The organism is Pseudomonas sp. WC2401, assembly GCF_041200115.1.
Lineage (GTDB): Bacteria > Pseudomonadota > Gammaproteobacteria > Pseudomonadales > Pseudomonadaceae > Aquipseudomonas > Aquipseudomonas fragi.
The window spans coordinates 346,537-362,067 of record NZ_CP165623.1; the positions used below are offsets into that span (position 1 = coordinate 346,537).

Sequence of the window (15,531 nt, forward strand, 5' to 3'; positions counted from 1 at the left end):
ACCGCCTTGTATCAAGGGCGCGGCCGCTATTAGACCGGCAGGACGACTACGACAGCGCCTTATCCAGCGAGCGTTCGATTTCCGACTGGATCATGCCGCTCATCGCCGACATCAGCAGGCCCAGCTCAACATCGACCTTGACGTTGTTCTCGCTGATTTGCAGGGTGCCATTCACCCCGGAGCGCTTGAGTTTTACTGTGTCGCCCGCCCAGGTCGGGGTCAGACCGTACTGGCCGGCCAGTTTCTCGACCAGAGGCCGGGCTTTTTCACGTGCGGCCTCAAGGCCCAGTTTGTGGGTACGTTCAACGCTGATACGCGCCATGGCGTCACTCCTGTTAAATAAAGCCGCCACTATACATTCACCCTCGCCAAGACAAAGCCGGCCACCGGGATTAGAATGGCCAGCATTCTCTTTTGGTGACAGCGATATGACTGATCAGCGCAAAGGCAGCGATGCCGAACCCACCACTCACTTCGGTTTCAAAAACGTACCGGAAAGCCAGAAGGCCGAGAAAGTCGCCGAGGTTTTCCACTCTGTAGCCGGCAAATATGACCTGATGAACGACGTTCTGTCGGGTGGCATGCACCGTCTGTGGAAGCGTTTTACCATCGAACTGTCCGGTGTTCGCCCCGGCAACAAGGTGCTGGACATCGCTGGCGGTACCGGCGACCTGGCCCGCAAGTTTTCCCACCTGGTAGGCCCTACCGGCCAGGTCGTGCTGGCCGATATCAACGCCTCCATGCTCAAGGTTGGCCGTGACCGCCTGCTCGACAAGGGCGTGGCCGGCAATATCGAGTTCGTTCAGGCCGACGCTGAAAAGCTGCCGTTCCCGGACAACTACTTCGATTGCGTGACCATCGCCTTTGGCCTGCGCAACGTCACCCACAAGGAAGACGCCCTGCGCTCCATGCTGCGCGTGCTCAAGCCCGGCGGCCGCCTGTTGGTGCTGGAGTTCTCCAAGCCGACCAACGCGCTGATGTCCAAGGTCTACGACACTTACTCGTTCGCCTTCATGCCGATGGTGGGCAAGCTGATCCTTAACGACCCGGACAGCTATCGCTACCTGGCCGAATCGATCCGCATGCACCCTGACCAGGAAACCCTGAAGTCGATGATGGTCGAGGCAGGTTTTGACCGCGTGACTTACCACAACATGACTTCCGGTATCGTCGCCCTGCACCGCGGCATCAAGCCCTGATGTTGCTGCGCGGCCTTCTCGCCAGCGTCGAACACGGCGTCAACCGCGTATTGCGGCTCGACAGCACGGCCCTGGCGCGCTTGCGCCCCTTGACCGGCAAATTGATTGCCGTCGATTGCGCGAGCCCCTCGCTGCAGCTGTTTATTCTGCCCAGCGATGAAGGCCTGATGCTGGCCAGCCAGTGGGCGGCCGAGCCTGACTGCACTCTGCGCGCCCCCGCCAGCAGCCTGTTGCGTCTTGCCCTGAGCAAGGACAAGAGCGCCATCCTGCACAGCCCTGAAGTCGAACTCGAAGGCGACAGCGCGGTGCTCATGGAACTGGCAGCGGTGCTGCAAGACCTGGAGCTGGATTGGGAGTACGAACTCTCGAACTGGATCGGGCCGGTGGCTAGCGCCTTGATTGGTGGCCATGTCCGCAGCCGCGCCAACTGGTATCAGCAAGGGTTCGCCAGCCTCAATCAGAACCTGGCCGAATACCTGAGCGAAGAAGCCCGCACGCTGGTCGGCGAACGTGAAGCGCAAGCGCGCTTTGACGAGCTGGACCAACTCAAACTCGACCTGGATCGCCTTGAGGCGCGCTTCGAGCGCCTGGCCCGATCCCTCAATTCCAGCGATAACGCATGAAGCTGCTTGCCATACGCCGTTTGTTTCGCATCCAGCGCGTCGTCATTCGCTACCGGCTCGATGACCTGCTGTTTGCCCTGCCCTTGCCGTGGTGGATGCTGTCCCTGCGCTATGCCCTGCCGTGGCGCTGGTTCCCGCGCAAAAAGCTGGAGCTGAGCCGTGGCGCGGCCCTGCGCCTGGCCCTGCAGGACCTCGGGCCGATCTTTATCAAGTTCGGGCAGATCCTCTCGACCCGCCGCGACCTGCTGCCCGCCGATATCGCCGACGAGCTGATGCTGCTGCAAGACCGCGTGCCACCGTTTGACCCGCAGTTGGCGGTCAAGCTGATCGAAGAACAGCTCGGCGCCAAAATCAGCGAGGTGTTCAGCCGTTTCGACATCGAACCGCTGGCCTCGGCCTCGGTGGCCCAGGTTCACTCGGCCAAGCTCAAGACCGGCGAAGAAGTGGTGGTCAAGGTGGTGCGCCCGGGCCTCAAGCCGATCATCGGCTCTGATCTGGCCTGGCTCTTTATCCTCGCCCGTACCGCCGAGCGCCTGAGCGCCGACGCCCGCCTGCTGCACCCGGTGGATGTGGTCAGCGACTACGAAAAAACCATTTACGACGAACTCGACCTGTTGCGCGAAGCGGCCAACGCCAGCCAGTTGCGCCGCAACTTCGAAGGCTCGCCGCTGATGTATGTGCCTCAGGTCTACTGGGACTGGTGCCGCCCCAAAGTGCTGGTGATGGAGCGTATCTACGGGATCCAGGTCACCGACCTTGAGGCCCTGGCCGACCAGCGTACCGACATGAAGATGCTGGCCGAACGTGGCGTGGAGATTTTCTTCACCCAGGTGTTCCGCGACAGCTTCTTCCACGCCGACATGCACCCCGGCAATATTTTTGTCAGCACCGTGAACCCGTGGGCCCCGCAATACATCGCCATCGACTGCGGCATCGTCGGCAGCCTGACTCCCGAGGACCAGGACTATCTGGCGCGCAACCTGTTTGCCTTTTTCAAGCGCGACTACCGCCGTGTGGCGCAGTTGCACATTGACTCTGGCTGGGTACCGGCGCACACCAAGCTCAACGAATTTGAAGCGGCGATCCGTACCGTGTGCGAGCCAATCTTTGAAAAGCCATTGAAGGAAATTTCCTTTGGCCAGGTGCTGATGCGCCTGTTCCAGACCGCTCGACGCTTCAATATGGAAGTCCAGCCGCAGTTGGTACTGCTGCAAAAAACCCTGCTCAATATCGAAGGCCTGGGCCGCCAGCTGTACCCCGACCTGGACCTGTGGAGCACCGCCCAGCCGTTCCTGGAGCGCTGGATGCGTGAGCGCGTCAGCCCCAAGACCCTGCTGCGCAACCTGCACAGCCAGGTCGAGCAGATCCCGCACCTGGCCGGCATGACCCGCGACTTGCTCGAACGCATGTCGCAGCCCCACGCCCACAACAAGCAGTTGATCGTGCGTGAACCCCGTGACAGCTGGTTCCTGCGCCTGATCGGCGCCGGGCATCTGGCTGCCGGTGCCTTGCTGGCCAGCCTCGGGCCGTTGCACACTGCCGGTTACTGGCCTGCCGGCATAATGCTGGCCGTGGGCTTGTATCTGATCGTGCGCCGATAGCCAGCTCGGGGCCAGGCTGGCAAACTGTGAATTCACCAGGCCTCAGCCACAGGGCTGAGGCAGGTTGTCGGAGTCGAACATGAAAGACTGGCTGGACGAGATCAAATGGGACAACGACGGCCTGGTGCCGGCGATTGCCCAGGACCACAAAACCGGGCGCGTACTGATGATGGCCTGGATGAACCGCGAGGCGCTGAGCCTGACCGCGGCCGAGAACCGTGCCATCTACTGGTCACGTTCCCGTGGCAAACTGTGGCGCAAGGGCGAAGAGTCCGGCCATGTGCAAAAGCTGCATGAAATGCGCCTGGACTGTGACGCCGATGTGATCATCCTGATGGTCGAACAAATCGGTGATATCGCCTGCCATACCGGTCGTCAGAGCTGCTTCTACCGCGTGTACGAAAACGCCGAGTGGAAGACCGTCGACCCGGTACTTAAAGATCCGCACGCCATTTATCAAGCAGGACACTCCCATGACTGACACCCTGAGCCGCGTAGCCCAAGTGCTCGAAGCGCGCAAAGGCGCGACACCCGACAGCTCCTATGTGGCCAGCCTGTACCACAAGGGCCTGAACAAGATTCTGGAAAAGGTCGGCGAAGAGTCGATCGAAACCATCATTGCCGCCAAAGACGCCGCCATCAGCGGTGATTGCAGCGATGTGATCTACGAAACAGCCGACCTGTGGTTCCACAGCATGATCATGCTGGCCCAACTGGGGCAGCATCCTCAGGCCGTCCTGGATGAACTGGAACGTCGTATCGGCACCTCCGGCCATGTGGAAAAAGCCTCGCGGCCGTCCGCCTAACCCCTATTTGCAAAGGAACAGATCATGGGCATTTTTGACTGGAAACACTGGATCGTCATTCTGGTAGTCGTCGTCCTCGTGTTCGGCACCAAAAAACTGAAAAACCTGGGCACGGATGTCGGCGAATCGATCAAGGGCTTTCGCAAGGCCATGAACGACGACGAGAAACCCGCCGAGCCTGTGGTTCCGCCTGCGCAGCCAACTGCCGCGCCGCAGCCACACACCACTTCGACCCTGAACGAGCCGCACACCATCGACGTGCAGGCGCAAAAAGTCGAAGAGCCGACCCGCAAAGACGTGTGAGCCAAAACTAATGTTCGGTATCAGCTTCAGTGAACTGCTGCTCGTCGGCCTGGTGGCCCTGCTGGTGCTTGGCCCCGAGCGCCTGCCGGGTGCCGCGCGCACGGCGGGCCTGTGGATCGGGCGCCTGAAACGCAGCTTCAATGCGATCAAACAGGAAGTTGAACGGGAAATCGGCGCAGACGAAATTCGGCGGCAGCTGCACAACGAACATATCCTGTCGATGGAAGAGGAAGCCAAGAAAATTCTGGCTCCGCTGCAGGACGCCGTGAAGCCGTTAACACCCGCCGAGCCAGCAGCGCCAACAGAGCCTGCGAGCCCTGCGCCCGTGAGCCTGAGCAAGCCCGCATCCGACCCTGCGCCTCAACCGGCAGCGCCACACGACCCCACCCTGCCACCGCGAGCCCCTTAAGCGCATGAGCGATAAGCCTGAACACGACCAGCCAATGCCGCTGGTTTCGCACCTGACCGAGCTGCGTACCCGCCTGTTGCGCTGCATCGCGGCGATTTTCATCATTTTTGCCGGGCTGTTTGCCTTTACCCAGCAGATCTACACCCTGGTCTCCACGCCGCTGCGCGAATACCTGCCGGTGGGCGCAACGATGATTGCCACCGACGTGGCCTCGCCGTTCCTGACGCCGCTCAAGCTGACCATGATGGTCTCGCTGTTTATCGCCATCCCGGTGATCCTGCATCAGATCTGGGGCTTTATCGCACCCGGCCTGTACAAGCATGAAAAACGCATCGCCGTGCCGCTGCTGGTGTCGAGCATTTTCCTGTTCTACGCCGGCATGGCCTTCGCCTACTTCCTGGTGTTCCCGCTGGTGTTCAAGTTTTTCGCCGCCGCCACCCCGGAAGGCGTGGCGATGATGACCGATATCAGCAGCTACCTCGACTTCGTCATGACCCTGTTCTTTGCCTTCGGCGTGGCCTTTGAAATCCCCGTGGCCGTGGTGCTGCTGGTATGGATCGGCATTGTCGATGTGCAGTACCTGCGCAAGATCCGCCCCTATGTGATCATCGGCTGCTTCGTGGTCGGCATGATCCTGACCCCGCCGGATATCTTCTCGCAAACCCTGCTGGCGATCCCGATGTGGATGCTGTTTGAAATCGGCATCCTGTTTGGCAGCCTGGTCAGCAAGAACAAGCGCGGTGATGACGCAGACGAGCCATCGGCTGACAACGACGCCCAACCGCCAGCAGCACAACCGTGAACCTGCTGCTCCTCGAAGAGGCTGATTTCATTGCAGCCGATCGCGTGATCCTGCGTGACCGGCGTCTGACGCATATGCAGGAAGTCCACCGTGCTGCTGTCGGCGACAGCCTGCGCGTGGGCCGTATCGGCGGGTTGATGGGCAACGCCGAGCTGGTACGCCTGGAGGCCAAAGAAGCCGAGCTGGTGATCCACAGCCTCGACCAGGCGCCACCCGCCAAGCTGCCGTTGACTCTGCTGCTGGCCCTGCCACGCCCGAAAATGCTGCGCCGGGTGCTGCAAACCGTGGCCTCGATGGGTGTGCCCAAGGTGATTCTGGTCAACAGCTACCGGGTTGAAAAAAGCTTCTGGCAGACCCCGTTCCTGGATCCCGAAGCCATCCGCGAGCAGTTGATCCTGGGGCTGGAGCAGTCCCGGGACAGCGTATTGCCCGAGGTCATCATCGAAAAACGCTTCAAGCCGTTCGTCGAAGACCGCCTGCCGGCGCTGGTCGAAGGCACCCTGGGCCTGGTCGGCCACCCGGGGGATTACCCGGCCTGCCCGCGCGGGCTGGACGAGGCCGTGACCCTGGCCATCGGCCCGGAAGGTGGCTGGATCCCTTACGAGATCGACCTGCTGGCCAAGGCCGGCTTGCAGCCGGTGCAACTGGGCGCACGCATCCTGCGGGTTGAAACCGCCGTTACCGCCCTGCTCGCCCGGTTGTTCTGACGCCAAAACCCGTGGTCGCTGCAGCAGCGGCTACGGGTTGTTGATCTGCATCACACATTCGACCACCCCCCCTTCAGTTCTACTCCTGCGCGCCGATGCCCTGATAACCCATCAAAGACCGTCACGAGTCTCGGTTAGTAAAGGAGTATCACCATGTACCGTTGGCTGGCCACACTGCTCGGCAATATAAGCGTCAATCGCAAACTCAGCCTGGGTTTCGGCCTGGTACTGGTGCTGACCCTGCTGATTGCCGGCACGGGCTGGAAGGGGCTGGTCGCAGTGATCGACCGTGGCGACAAACTGGCCAATATTTCGAAAATCATCAGCCTGACCAAAGACCTGCGCATTGCCCGCCTCGAATATGAACGCCAGCCCGGCGAAAGCGCACTTGCCGGCGTGACCACTCAACTGACCGAACTGGACAACGCACTGGAGCAAACGCGCTCGCAACTGACCGCGTCCGACGATCTGGCCCTGGTTGAGCAGCAACTCAACGCCGTGGCCGAGTACAAACGCGCCTTCGCCGATCTTATCCAGGGCTCCCAAGCCAGCGATCAAGCCGTTGAGCGCATGCACCAGCAGGGCAATGTGTTGATCGAGCAAAGCCAGAAACTCTCGGCCCTGCAGGCAACCAAACGCAACAACGAAAGCCGCCAGGCCACAAATCTGTTGATCGGCTGTACGCTACTGGCACTGGTACTGGGCATCATTGCTGCCTGGGTCATCACCCGCCAGATCGTGATCCCGCTGCAACGCACCCTCAAGACCGTTGAGCGCATTGCAGCCGGTGACCTGACCCACGACCACCACACCGATCGACGCGACGAACTGGGGCAGCTACAACAAGCCATTCAGCGGATGACCCAGGGCCTGCGCGAACTGATTGGCGGAATCAGCGATGGGGTGACGCAAATCGCCAGCGCGGCTGAAGAGCTATCTGCCGTGACCGAGCAAACCAGTGCCGGGGTCAACAACCAGAAGGTCGAGACTGATCAAGTGGCCACCGCCATGAACGAAATGGCCGCCACCGTGCAGGAAGTCGCGCGCAACGCCGAAGAAGCCTCTGAAGCCGCAGTGGCCGCAGACCAGCAGACCCGCGAAGGGGATGCCGTAGTGGCGCAGGCCATTGCCCAGATCGAGAAGCTGGCGGTTGAGGTGGGCCACTCCACCGAGGCCATGAGCCATCTCAAGCGTGAAAGTGACAAGATCGGCAGCGTGCTGGACGTGATCAAGTCTGTGGCCCAGCAAACCAACCTGCTGGCCCTGAACGCGGCAATTGAAGCAGCACGGGCCGGTGAAGCCGGGCGTGGCTTTGCCGTGGTGGCCGATGAGGTACGCAGCCTGGCGCAGCGCACGCAAAAATCCACTGAAGAAATCGAAGAGCTGATTGCCGGTCTGCAGAGCGGTACCCAGCAGGTATCCAGCAGCATGGACAGCAGCCGCGCGCTGACCGACAACAGCGTTGAGCTGACCCGTCGTGCAGGCGAGTCTCTGGGCACCATCGCCCGTACCGTGTCGACGATTCAGGGCATGAACCAGCAGATTGCAGCCGCCGCCGAGCAACAGAGTGCGGTGGCTGAAGAGATCAACCGCAGCGTGTTGAACGTGAGGGATATATCGGACCAGACCGCCGCCGCCAGCGAAGAGACGGCGGCGTCGAGCACGGAGCTGGCGCGGCTGGGCACGCATTTGCAGACACTGGTGGCGAGGTTCAAGGTCTAGAACCCCCCCGCCCCTGTGGGAGCGGGCTTGCTCGCGATTGGATCGACGCGGTTATCCAGACAAACCGCGGCGCCTGCATCGCGAGCAAGCCCGCTCCCACAAAAGCACGCAGGCCCTGCTTTAAAGCACCTGACGCAAAAACGCCTGGGCGCGCAGGTCTTTGGGCGAGGTAAAGAAGTCTTCCGGGGCGGAGTCTTCCAGCAGCTTGCCGTGGTCAAAGAACAGCACGCGGTTTGCCACTTCACGCGCAAAGCCCATTTCGTGAGTCACGCAGACCATGGTCATGCCTTCGCGGGCCAGGGTCTTCATCACGTCCAGCACTTCACCGACCATTTCCGGGTCAAGCGCCGAGGTAGGCTCGTCAAACAGCATCACCTTGGGTTCCATCGCCAACGCCCGGGCAATCGCCACACGCTGTTGCTGGCCCCCCGAAAGGCGCGACGGGTACTCATTGGCCTTTTGCCCGATCCCGACCTTGTCCAGCAACGCCCGGGCCTTGGCCTCGCGCTCGGCCTTGCCGCGCTTGCGCACCACCTTCTGCGCCAGGCACAGGTTTTCCAGCACGGTCATGTGCGGGAACAGGTTGAAATGCTGGAACACCATGCCGACTTCACGCCGGTAAGCGTTGACGTCGGTCTTGGGGTTGGCCAGGTCCAGGCCGTCGATGCTGACGGAGCCCGAGTCGAAGTCTTCCAGGCCATTGAGGCAGCGCAGGAAGGTCGACTTGCCAGAGCCCGACGGGCCAATCACCACCAGCACTTCGCCCTGGGCGACGGTGGTGCTGACGTTGTCCACGGCGCGCACGATATGGCCGCGGGTGTCGAAGACTTTTACCAGTTCGCGAACTTCAATCACTTTGCGCGAGCCTCCGCTCAAGCCGGCTGGCGAAGTGCGACAGCGGCAGGTTGATCAACAGGTACAGGCCCGCTACGCAGAACAGGATTTCGAACGGCGAAAACGAGGTGGTGATGACTTCACGGCCACTCTTGAGCAGCTCGGTAATGGCGATCACCGACACCAGCGAGGTGTCCTTGACCAGGCTGATAAATTGCCCGGCCAATGGCGGCAGTACGCGCTTGAACGCTTGCGGCAACACCACATAGCGCATCGACTGGCTGCCGTTGAGGCCCAGCGAGCGGGCTGCTTCGTTTTGCCCGCGAGCGATGGACTGCACGCCCGAGCGGATGATTTCAGCCACGTACGCACCGGTGAACAGCGACAGCGCGGCAATACCGGCAAATTCGCGGGACAGGTTGAGTACAGTGCCGATAAAGAAGTAGAAGATAAAGATCTGCACCAGCAGCGGCGTGCCGCGTACCAGTTCTACATACAGCGTCGAGAGGTCACGCAGGGTCGGGTTGTTCGACAGCCGGCACAGGCCGGTGGCCAGGCCGATGATCAAACCCAGCACGCCAGACACCAGCGACAGCCAGACCGTGGTCCACAAGCCCCACAGCAGCGGCCCGGCAGCCCAGTGGCGGTTGACGCCAATTACATCACCTTCGTCGACTTCGTCGCCTTCAGCCAGTTGCAGGCTGTTGCCGGCAACGGTTACCCGTTGTTCATTGCCATCTTCGCCACGCAGCACCACTTCGGCGCTGTCGCCCTTGCGTACCAGTTCGATGATGGTCGAGTGTTCAGCCGCCCGCTGGGCTTCTTCGGCCTGATAGGCGAAGTACTGCGGAACGCGGTTCCAGCGCCATTCGTAAGACATCAGCGAGGTGGCGTAATACAACGCACCCGCCAGGCCGATGAGCACCAGCACGGTCAATACGTGCCAGGGCCACTGGACTTTTTTTTGTTTGATCACTTTCAGGTTCCACGTTTTGTGTCGCTAGGGAGGCCATCATCGCGAGCAAGCCCGCTCCCACAACCGGGGTGGGAGCGGGCTTGCTCGCGATTGATTAATCAGCCTTATTCCATGTCTTTGAGCCAGGCGGTGTCTTTGAACCACTTGTCATGGATGCGATCGTAAGTGCCGTCTTCGTGGATCTGGTGCAGGAAATTGTTGATGAAGTTGATGCTGTCGTAATCACCTTTCTTCAGACCGAAGGCCAGTGGCTCGTAGGTGAACGGCTGGTCAAGGAACACCAGTTTGCCGTTGCCGAACTTGTTGACTGCAACCACGTTGTAAGGCGCGTCGTATACAAAGGCATCAGCCTTGCCGTTGACCACGTCCAGTACACCTTCAGGCTCGTTGTCGTAACCGTGGTACTGGGCTTTGGACATCAGCTTGCGGGCGATCATTTCGCCGGTGGTGCCGATTTTCGAGGTCAGGCGGTATTGCGGGTCATTGAGGTCTTTGTAGGACTTGATCTTGTCAGCCAGTTCCTTGCGTACCAGCAGGGTTTGGCCCACAACAATGAAGGGTTCGCTGAAGTTCAGGCGCAGGTTGCGCTCCTGGGTCAGGGTCATGCCGCTGCCGATCATGTCGAACTTGTTGGTCATCAGGGCCGGGATGATGCCGTCATAACCGGTAGACACCAGTTCCAGCTTGACGCCCATGGATTTGGCCATCGCCTTGAGCAGGTCAACTTCGAAGCCAATGATCTGGCCGCGCTTGTTGGTCATTTCGAAGGGCATGTAGGTCGGGTCCATGCCCACCTTCAACGTGCCGCGCTTGACCGCATCATCAATAGCGCCTGCATGGGCAGCGCTGATCGCCAGCAGTGCCGTGACGCCACACAGCAGTTTCGAGACAAACTTCTTCATCATCAACTCCCCCTCACCTACTCAATTAAGGTGTTGGCCTGCGGCTGGCTTGATGCATAAAGCCAATAAAGCCGGGCACTCACCCATTCGAAAACGGATGCTAACTCACTGAGGGTTGGGACACGAGTTTTGCGAGAGAAAAGCGCGATGGGTGTGGGATGCAGGACTTAGGAGATCCTGTAGGAGCGGGCTTGCTCGCGATGCAGGCAACGCGGTGCAACATGTAGTACGCGGTGATGCAATCGCGAGCAAGCCCGCTCCCACAAAAGAGGAAACGGGCTGCCCGCGATCAATCAGGCAGCAGGCTGCAACGGCAACAACGGTGCGTGAGGGTCAGCGGCAACCGACTCACGCCAGGCGTTCAGCCAGCCTTCATGACCTTCGCTCCACACCAGCGCATGCAGGCGCGCCAGAGCAACCGGGTCGCTGAGCAACTGCATGCGCTCGTTGTTGGTGACACCCTGCGGGCCGACTTTGAGCGCATGACGCACACGCTCGGTACGCAGCCATTCTATCGGCTCGGCTTCACGGTGACGGGACGTCGCCAGGGCACAGGCCAATGCGTTCTGCTGCGGATCGACCACGGCCCGGACAAAACCGTCATGCAGCGCGTGGTAGCGGTTCTCATGGGTGTATTCGGCGGTGGCCGACAATTCACGCGGCGGTGCGTATTCCTCAGGAATCAGGAACAGGCTTTCGTCGCGGGTCTTGAGGCCCAGTTTCACCCGGCTGGAAATCACCGATACCGGGATCGACAGCATCAGCGAGCCGACAATCGGCACCAACCACCACAAGAAGCTCGGGTTCAACCACAACACCAATGCCGCCCAGGCAGCACCCAGCAGAGTTTGCGGACCATGACGGCGCACCGCTTCGCTCCACGGCGTGGAGTCGTCGTCACGCTGTGGCGAGTTCCAGGTTGCCGCCCAGCCCAGAAACGCAGCCAGTACAAAGCGGGTGTGGAAGATCATGCGCACCGGTGCCAGCAGCATGGAGAACAACATCTCCAGCAGCATCGACAACGTCACCTTGAACTTGCCACCGAACTCTTTGGCACCCTTGGCCCAGATCAGGATGATGCTCAGCAGTTTAGGCAGGAACAACAGCACGATCGTGGTCGAGAACAGCGCGACGGCTTTGTCCGGGTGCCATTGTGGCCACAGCGGATACAGCTGACGCGGTTCCATGAAGTATTGCGGCTCCATCAGCGTGTTGACCGCCAGCAAGGCCGTCGACAGCAGCAGGAAGAAGAACCACAGCGGCGCCGACAGGTATGACATCACCCCCGTGAGGAACACCGCACGGTGTACCGGGTGCATGCCCTTGACCAGGAACAGACGGAAGTTCATCAGGTTACCGTGGCACCAGCGACGGTCACGCTTGAGCTCATCCAGCAGGTTAGGCGGCAGTTCTTCGTAGCTGCCCGGCAAATCGTAGGCAATCCACACGCCCCAACCGGCACGACGCATCAACGCGGCTTCAACGAAGTCGTGGGACAGGATCGCGCCCGCAAACGCACCTTTACCCGGCAGCGGCGCCAGGGCGCAGTGCTCGATAAAGGGCTTCATGCGGATGATTGCGTTGTGCCCCCAGTAGTGGGATTCACCCAACTGCCAGAAGTGCAGACCGGCGGTAAACAGCGGGCCGTACACACGGGTGGCGAACTGCTGCATGCGTGCATACAGCGTGTCCATGCCCGAGGCACGCGGTGCAGTCTGGATGATGCCGGCGTCTGGCGTGGCTTCCATCAAGCGCACCAGGCTGGTCAGGCATTCACCGCTCATCACGCTGTCTGCGTCGAGCACCACCATGTACTTGTAGTCACCGCCCCAGCGACGGCAGAAGTCGTCGAGGTTGCCGCTTTTACGCTTCACACGGCGACGGCGACGGCGGTAGAAAATGCGCCCGAAGCCTTCGGTTTCGCGGCACACATCCAGCCAGGCCTGTTGCTCGGCCACGCAGATATCGGGGTCGTTACTGTCACTGAGAACGAAGAAGTCGAAACGATCCAGGTCGCCGGTGGCGGCCACCGACTCGTAGGTCGCGCGCAAACCCGCGAACACACGGGTGACGTCTTCGTTGCAGATCGGCATCACCAGCGCAGTACGCGCCTGCTCCGGGATTGGCTCATCACCGGCGCTGGCGCCGGAAATGCGGTATTTGTCATGCCCGGTCAACAACTCCAGAAAGCCCATCAGGGCTGTCCAGAAACCTGCCGATACCCAGCAGAACAAAATCCCGAACAGGATCAGGATGCTGGTTTGCAGGGCATAGGGCAGCACTTGCTGGGCCGTTTGCATCAACGGCTGGTGCAGCACTTCTTCAAGATCAACGAAGGCCCAGCCCTGGTACGGCATGATGCCTTTCATGTACCAGCCGGCGACGATGGTCTGGCCGAGCATCAAGACCAGCAGGATGTAACGGCGGATCGAGCCCACCGTACGCCAGCGGGCCTTGGGCAGTACGCGCTCGTCGATTTCCGGCTTGGGCGGGTTGCTGCGCCCGGTCAGGCGCCGCCAGCCACGCACCAGGATATTGGTGCGCCACGGCTCGGGCACCACCTTGGTGCGGCGAATCGGTGGCGTGGCCTTGAGCATCACCCGGCCGCTGGCGTCGAGGGCGAGCATTTCTGCTTCCTCAAGTTCAGCCGCCGAGGTCAGGTTCAGACGCGTGCCCACCGAGGCCTGAGCGGCCTCGGCAGCATCCACGTCGCTCTGCGCCGACAAGCGCGCATGCAACTCGGCGAACGAGGTGCAGCTCGCCAGTTCAGCGCGCTGCTCATCGCTCAGTGGCAAATGCGCCAGGTACTCGCCAAGCGAGACCTCATGGGGCTGAGCATTACTCATCGGCTGGCAACTGGTAGCTCCAGGTCTCGGTCAGCACTTTTTCAGTCTTGACCGGCTCCGGAGTGGCTGGTGTCGCTTCAGGCGCCTTGGCGTCCTTGGCTGCATGGTCTTTCTTTTCCAGCGCCTTGGCCGCAGCTTTCTCGGCTTTGGTCTCAGGTGCCTTATCAGCTTTGGCGGCGGCAGCCTGCTCGACATCCTGAACCAGCGCCGCGCGCAGTTCGGTGGACTTGCTCGGGTCTTTGACCTTCAGGCGCAGGGTCAAGCGCCAGCCCTTGGTTTCAGGGTTGTAGCGCACGTTGTTTTCTACCAGCTCGGCGTTGTCACCCACGCTGACCTGGCTGCGCACGGCGGCGTTTTCCGGCAAGGCCTTGAGGGACGGGCCCTCGAAGTCCACCAGGTAGGCAACGCTACCGTCGGGCTGGCGGATCAGGTTGGATTGCTTGACGTCGCCGGTCGAGCGCAGGGTCTGCTGGGCCCAGGCGCTATCGGCCGGGTGCAGGGCCGCTTCGTCCATGGTCCAGTGCAGGCGATAGGCGAAATCGAATGGCTTGAGCGGCTCTGGCAGGGTGTCCGGGCTCCAGAACGCAACGATGTTGTCGTTGGTTTCGTCAGCGGTCGGAATTTCTACCAGGTCAACAGAGCCTTTGCCCCAGTCGCCCTGCGGTTCGATCCAGGCGCTTGGGCGCTTATGGTAGTTGTCGTCCAGGTCTTCGTAGTGGCTGAAGTCGCGACCACGTTGCAGCAAGCCAAAGCCACGCGGGTTTTCAACCGAGAAGTTGCTCACCGACAGGTGTTTCGGGTTGTTCAGCGGGCGCCAGATCCACTCGCCGTTGCCGGCATGGATCGCCAGGCCCGAGCTATCGTGCAGCTCGCGACGGTAGTTGAGGACTTTGGACGGCTGGTTGGCGCCGAACAGGTACATGCTGGTCAGCGGAGCGATGCCCAGCTTGCCCACTTTGTCACGCAGGAACATCTGCGCCTTGACGTCCACCACCGTGTCCACGCCCGGGCGCAGGGTAAAGCGGTAAGCACCGGTCGCCCGTGGCGAATCCAGCAGGGCGAAGATCACCAGGTGCTTGTCGTTTGGCTTGGGTTTTTCGATCCAGAATTCGGTGAAGCGCGGGAACTCTTCGCCCGACGGCAATGCGGTGTCGATCGCCATACCACGGGCCGACAGGCCATAGATCTGGCCCTTGCCCACAACGCGGAAGTAACTCGCGCCGAGCATGGTCATGATTTCGTCCTGCTTATCCGCCTTGTTGATCGGATACAGCACGCGGAAACCCGCCCAACCGAGGTTTTCGGTGGCTTTAGGGTCAAATTTGACGTCGCCGAAATCGAAACGGCTCGGGTCGTACTTGATCTCTTCAACCGTGGTGGCGGTCACTTCGTTGATTTTCACCGGGGTGTCGAAATGCATGCCCTGGTGATAGAAGGACAGTTTGAACGGGGTTTTATCGCCCGCCCACTGGGCCTTGTCGCGGTTGAACTGGATTTTCTGGTAGTCCGCGAACTTCATGTCGCGGAACTCTTTTGGCAAATTGCTGCGCGGCGCTTGGTACTTCTGCTCGGCGAGGGTTTTAGCCTCAGCCGCCACGTCATCCAGACTGAATGCCCACAGTTGACCCGCACCGAACAAGCAAAAGAGCGCAGAGCCCGTCACCAGTGCGTTACGCAACCGCTTGGCAGACATTTTTGGTGCATTTAATGGACTAACAATCACGAGCAAACCTCGCCGAAAACAGATGATGAAACCAACGGCCAGCGATCTAAATGCCAGGTTGGCGAGCACTGTTCCGAC

16 protein-coding genes are annotated in these 15,531 nt (G+C 60.8%); 10 read left to right on the forward strand and 6 right to left on the reverse strand.

Going from position 1 to position 15,531, the window contains the following annotated elements:
- Positions 1-46: 46 nt before the first annotated feature.
- A complete protein-coding gene (locus AB3G35_RS01410) occupies positions 47-322 on the reverse strand; it encodes a polyhydroxyalkanoic acid system family protein (protein WP_016783173.1) in 276 nt (91 codons plus the stop codon).
- Between the two features lie 106 nt (positions 323-428).
- Here AB3G35_RS01410 and ubiE point away from each other — a divergent pair, with 106 nt between their 5' ends.
- The 10 genes from ubiE (at position 429) to AB3G35_RS01460 (ending at position 8,172) form a co-directional block, all read left to right on the forward strand.
- Positions 429-1,199, forward strand: coding sequence for a bifunctional demethylmenaquinone methyltransferase/2-methoxy-6-polyprenyl-1,4-benzoquinol methylase UbiE (gene ubiE, locus AB3G35_RS01415; protein WP_016783172.1), 771 nt, complete (start codon positions 429-431; stop codon positions 1,197-1,199).
- On the forward strand, positions 1,199-1,822 hold the full coding sequence (locus AB3G35_RS01420) for an SCP2 domain-containing protein (RefSeq protein WP_016783171.1): 624 nt from the start codon (positions 1,199-1,201) through the stop codon (positions 1,820-1,822). The genes ubiE and AB3G35_RS01420 overlap by 1 nt, the downstream gene beginning before the upstream one ends.
- Positions 1,819-3,423: a ubiquinone biosynthesis regulatory protein kinase UbiB gene (gene ubiB, locus AB3G35_RS01425; protein ID WP_016783170.1), complete on the forward strand. Its 1,605-nt coding sequence runs from the start codon at positions 1,819-1,821 to the stop codon at positions 3,421-3,423. Before AB3G35_RS01420 ends, ubiB begins: the two co-directional genes overlap by 4 nt.
- A 79-nt stretch (positions 3,424-3,502) precedes the next feature.
- Positions 3,503-3,904, forward strand: a complete 402-nt coding sequence (gene hisI / locus AB3G35_RS01430) for a phosphoribosyl-AMP cyclohydrolase (protein ID WP_016783169.1) — start codon at positions 3,503-3,505, stop codon at positions 3,902-3,904.
- The gene (locus AB3G35_RS01435) at positions 3,897-4,229 is read left to right on the forward strand and encodes a phosphoribosyl-ATP diphosphatase (protein WP_016783168.1); all 333 of its coding nucleotides are present in this window, start codon (positions 3,897-3,899) and stop codon (positions 4,227-4,229) included. The genes hisI and AB3G35_RS01435 overlap by 8 nt, the downstream gene beginning before the upstream one ends.
- Before the next feature lie 24 nt (positions 4,230-4,253).
- Positions 4,254-4,532, forward strand: a complete 279-nt coding sequence (locus AB3G35_RS01440; protein ID WP_019825245.1) for a twin-arginine translocase TatA/TatE family subunit — start codon at positions 4,254-4,256, stop codon at positions 4,530-4,532.
- A gap of 10 nt (positions 4,533-4,542) precedes the next feature.
- A complete protein-coding gene (gene tatB / locus AB3G35_RS01445) occupies positions 4,543-4,941 on the forward strand; it encodes a Sec-independent protein translocase protein TatB (protein ID WP_016783166.1) in 399 nt (132 codons plus the stop codon).
- Positions 4,942-4,945: 4 nt separating this feature from the next.
- Positions 4,946-5,743 (forward strand): twin-arginine translocase subunit TatC, encoded by a 798-nt coding sequence (gene tatC, locus AB3G35_RS01450; RefSeq protein WP_029611690.1) that lies wholly within the window; start codon positions 4,946-4,948, stop codon positions 5,741-5,743.
- Complete coding sequence (locus AB3G35_RS01455) at positions 5,740-6,450, forward strand: 16S rRNA (uracil(1498)-N(3))-methyltransferase (protein ID WP_086799263.1); 711 nt, start codon at positions 5,740-5,742, stop codon at positions 6,448-6,450. The genes tatC and AB3G35_RS01455 overlap by 4 nt, the downstream gene beginning before the upstream one ends.
- A 153-nt stretch (positions 6,451-6,603) precedes the next feature.
- Positions 6,604-8,172 carry a methyl-accepting chemotaxis protein gene (locus AB3G35_RS01460; protein ID WP_369782251.1) on the forward strand — a complete coding sequence of 523 codons (1,569 nt, stop codon included), beginning with the start codon at positions 6,604-6,606 and terminating at the stop codon, positions 8,170-8,172.
- Between the two features lie 120 nt (positions 8,173-8,292).
- Here AB3G35_RS01460 and AB3G35_RS01465 read toward each other — a convergent pair whose 3' ends face one another.
- The 5 genes from AB3G35_RS01465 to AB3G35_RS01485 form a co-directional block, all read right to left on the reverse strand.
- Complete coding sequence (locus AB3G35_RS01465; protein ID WP_086799267.1) at positions 8,293-9,027, reverse strand: amino acid ABC transporter ATP-binding protein; 735 nt, start codon at positions 9,025-9,027, stop codon at positions 8,293-8,295.
- Positions 9,020-9,979 (reverse strand): amino acid ABC transporter permease, encoded by a 960-nt coding sequence (locus AB3G35_RS01470; RefSeq protein WP_369782716.1) that lies wholly within the window; start codon positions 9,977-9,979, stop codon positions 9,020-9,022. The genes AB3G35_RS01465 and AB3G35_RS01470 overlap by 8 nt, the downstream gene beginning before the upstream one ends.
- Before the next feature lie 107 nt (positions 9,980-10,086).
- Positions 10,087-10,884, reverse strand: coding sequence for a transporter substrate-binding domain-containing protein (locus tag AB3G35_RS01475; RefSeq protein WP_016783160.1), 798 nt, complete (start codon positions 10,882-10,884; stop codon positions 10,087-10,089).
- Positions 10,885-11,177: 293 nt separating this feature from the next.
- Complete coding sequence (gene mdoH / locus AB3G35_RS01480) at positions 11,178-13,730, reverse strand: glucans biosynthesis glucosyltransferase MdoH (RefSeq protein ID WP_016783159.1); 2,553 nt, start codon at positions 13,728-13,730, stop codon at positions 11,178-11,180.
- On the reverse strand, positions 13,723-15,453 hold the full coding sequence (locus tag AB3G35_RS01485; protein ID WP_369782252.1) for a glucan biosynthesis protein G: 1,731 nt from the start codon (positions 15,451-15,453) through the stop codon (positions 13,723-13,725). Before AB3G35_RS01485 ends, mdoH begins: the two co-directional genes overlap by 8 nt.
- Positions 15,454-15,531: the final 78 nt, after the last annotated feature.

Coding starts and splice junctions, on each gene's coding strand:
- AB3G35_RS01475 (WP_016783160.1), bottom strand. CDS start 10,884: ATGAAGAAGTTTGTCTCGAAACTGCTGTGTGGCGTCACGGCACTGCTG.
- tatB (WP_016783166.1), top strand. CDS start 4,543: ATGTTCGGTATCAGCTTCAGTGAACTGCTGCTCGTCGGCCTGGTGGCC.
- ubiB (WP_016783170.1), top strand. CDS start 1,819: ATGAAGCTGCTTGCCATACGCCGTTTGTTTCGCATCCAGCGCGTCGTC.
- AB3G35_RS01410 (WP_016783173.1), bottom strand. CDS start 322: ATGGCGCGTATCAGCGTTGAACGTACCCACAAACTGGGCCTTGAGGCC.
- AB3G35_RS01440 (WP_019825245.1), top strand. CDS start 4,254: ATGGGCATTTTTGACTGGAAACACTGGATCGTCATTCTGGTAGTCGTC.
- AB3G35_RS01435 (WP_016783168.1), top strand. CDS start 3,897: ATGACTGACACCCTGAGCCGCGTAGCCCAAGTGCTCGAAGCGCGCAAA.
- AB3G35_RS01460 (WP_369782251.1), top strand. CDS start 6,604: ATGTACCGTTGGCTGGCCACACTGCTCGGCAATATAAGCGTCAATCGC.
- ubiE (WP_016783172.1), top strand. CDS start 429: ATGACTGATCAGCGCAAAGGCAGCGATGCCGAACCCACCACTCACTTC.
- AB3G35_RS01420 (WP_016783171.1), top strand. CDS start 1,199: ATGTTGCTGCGCGGCCTTCTCGCCAGCGTCGAACACGGCGTCAACCGC.
- tatC (WP_029611690.1), top strand. CDS start 4,946: ATGAGCGATAAGCCTGAACACGACCAGCCAATGCCGCTGGTTTCGCAC.
- hisI (WP_016783169.1), top strand. CDS start 3,503: ATGAAAGACTGGCTGGACGAGATCAAATGGGACAACGACGGCCTGGTG.
- mdoH (WP_016783159.1), bottom strand. CDS start 13,730: ATGAGTAATGCTCAGCCCCATGAGGTCTCGCTTGGCGAGTACCTGGCG.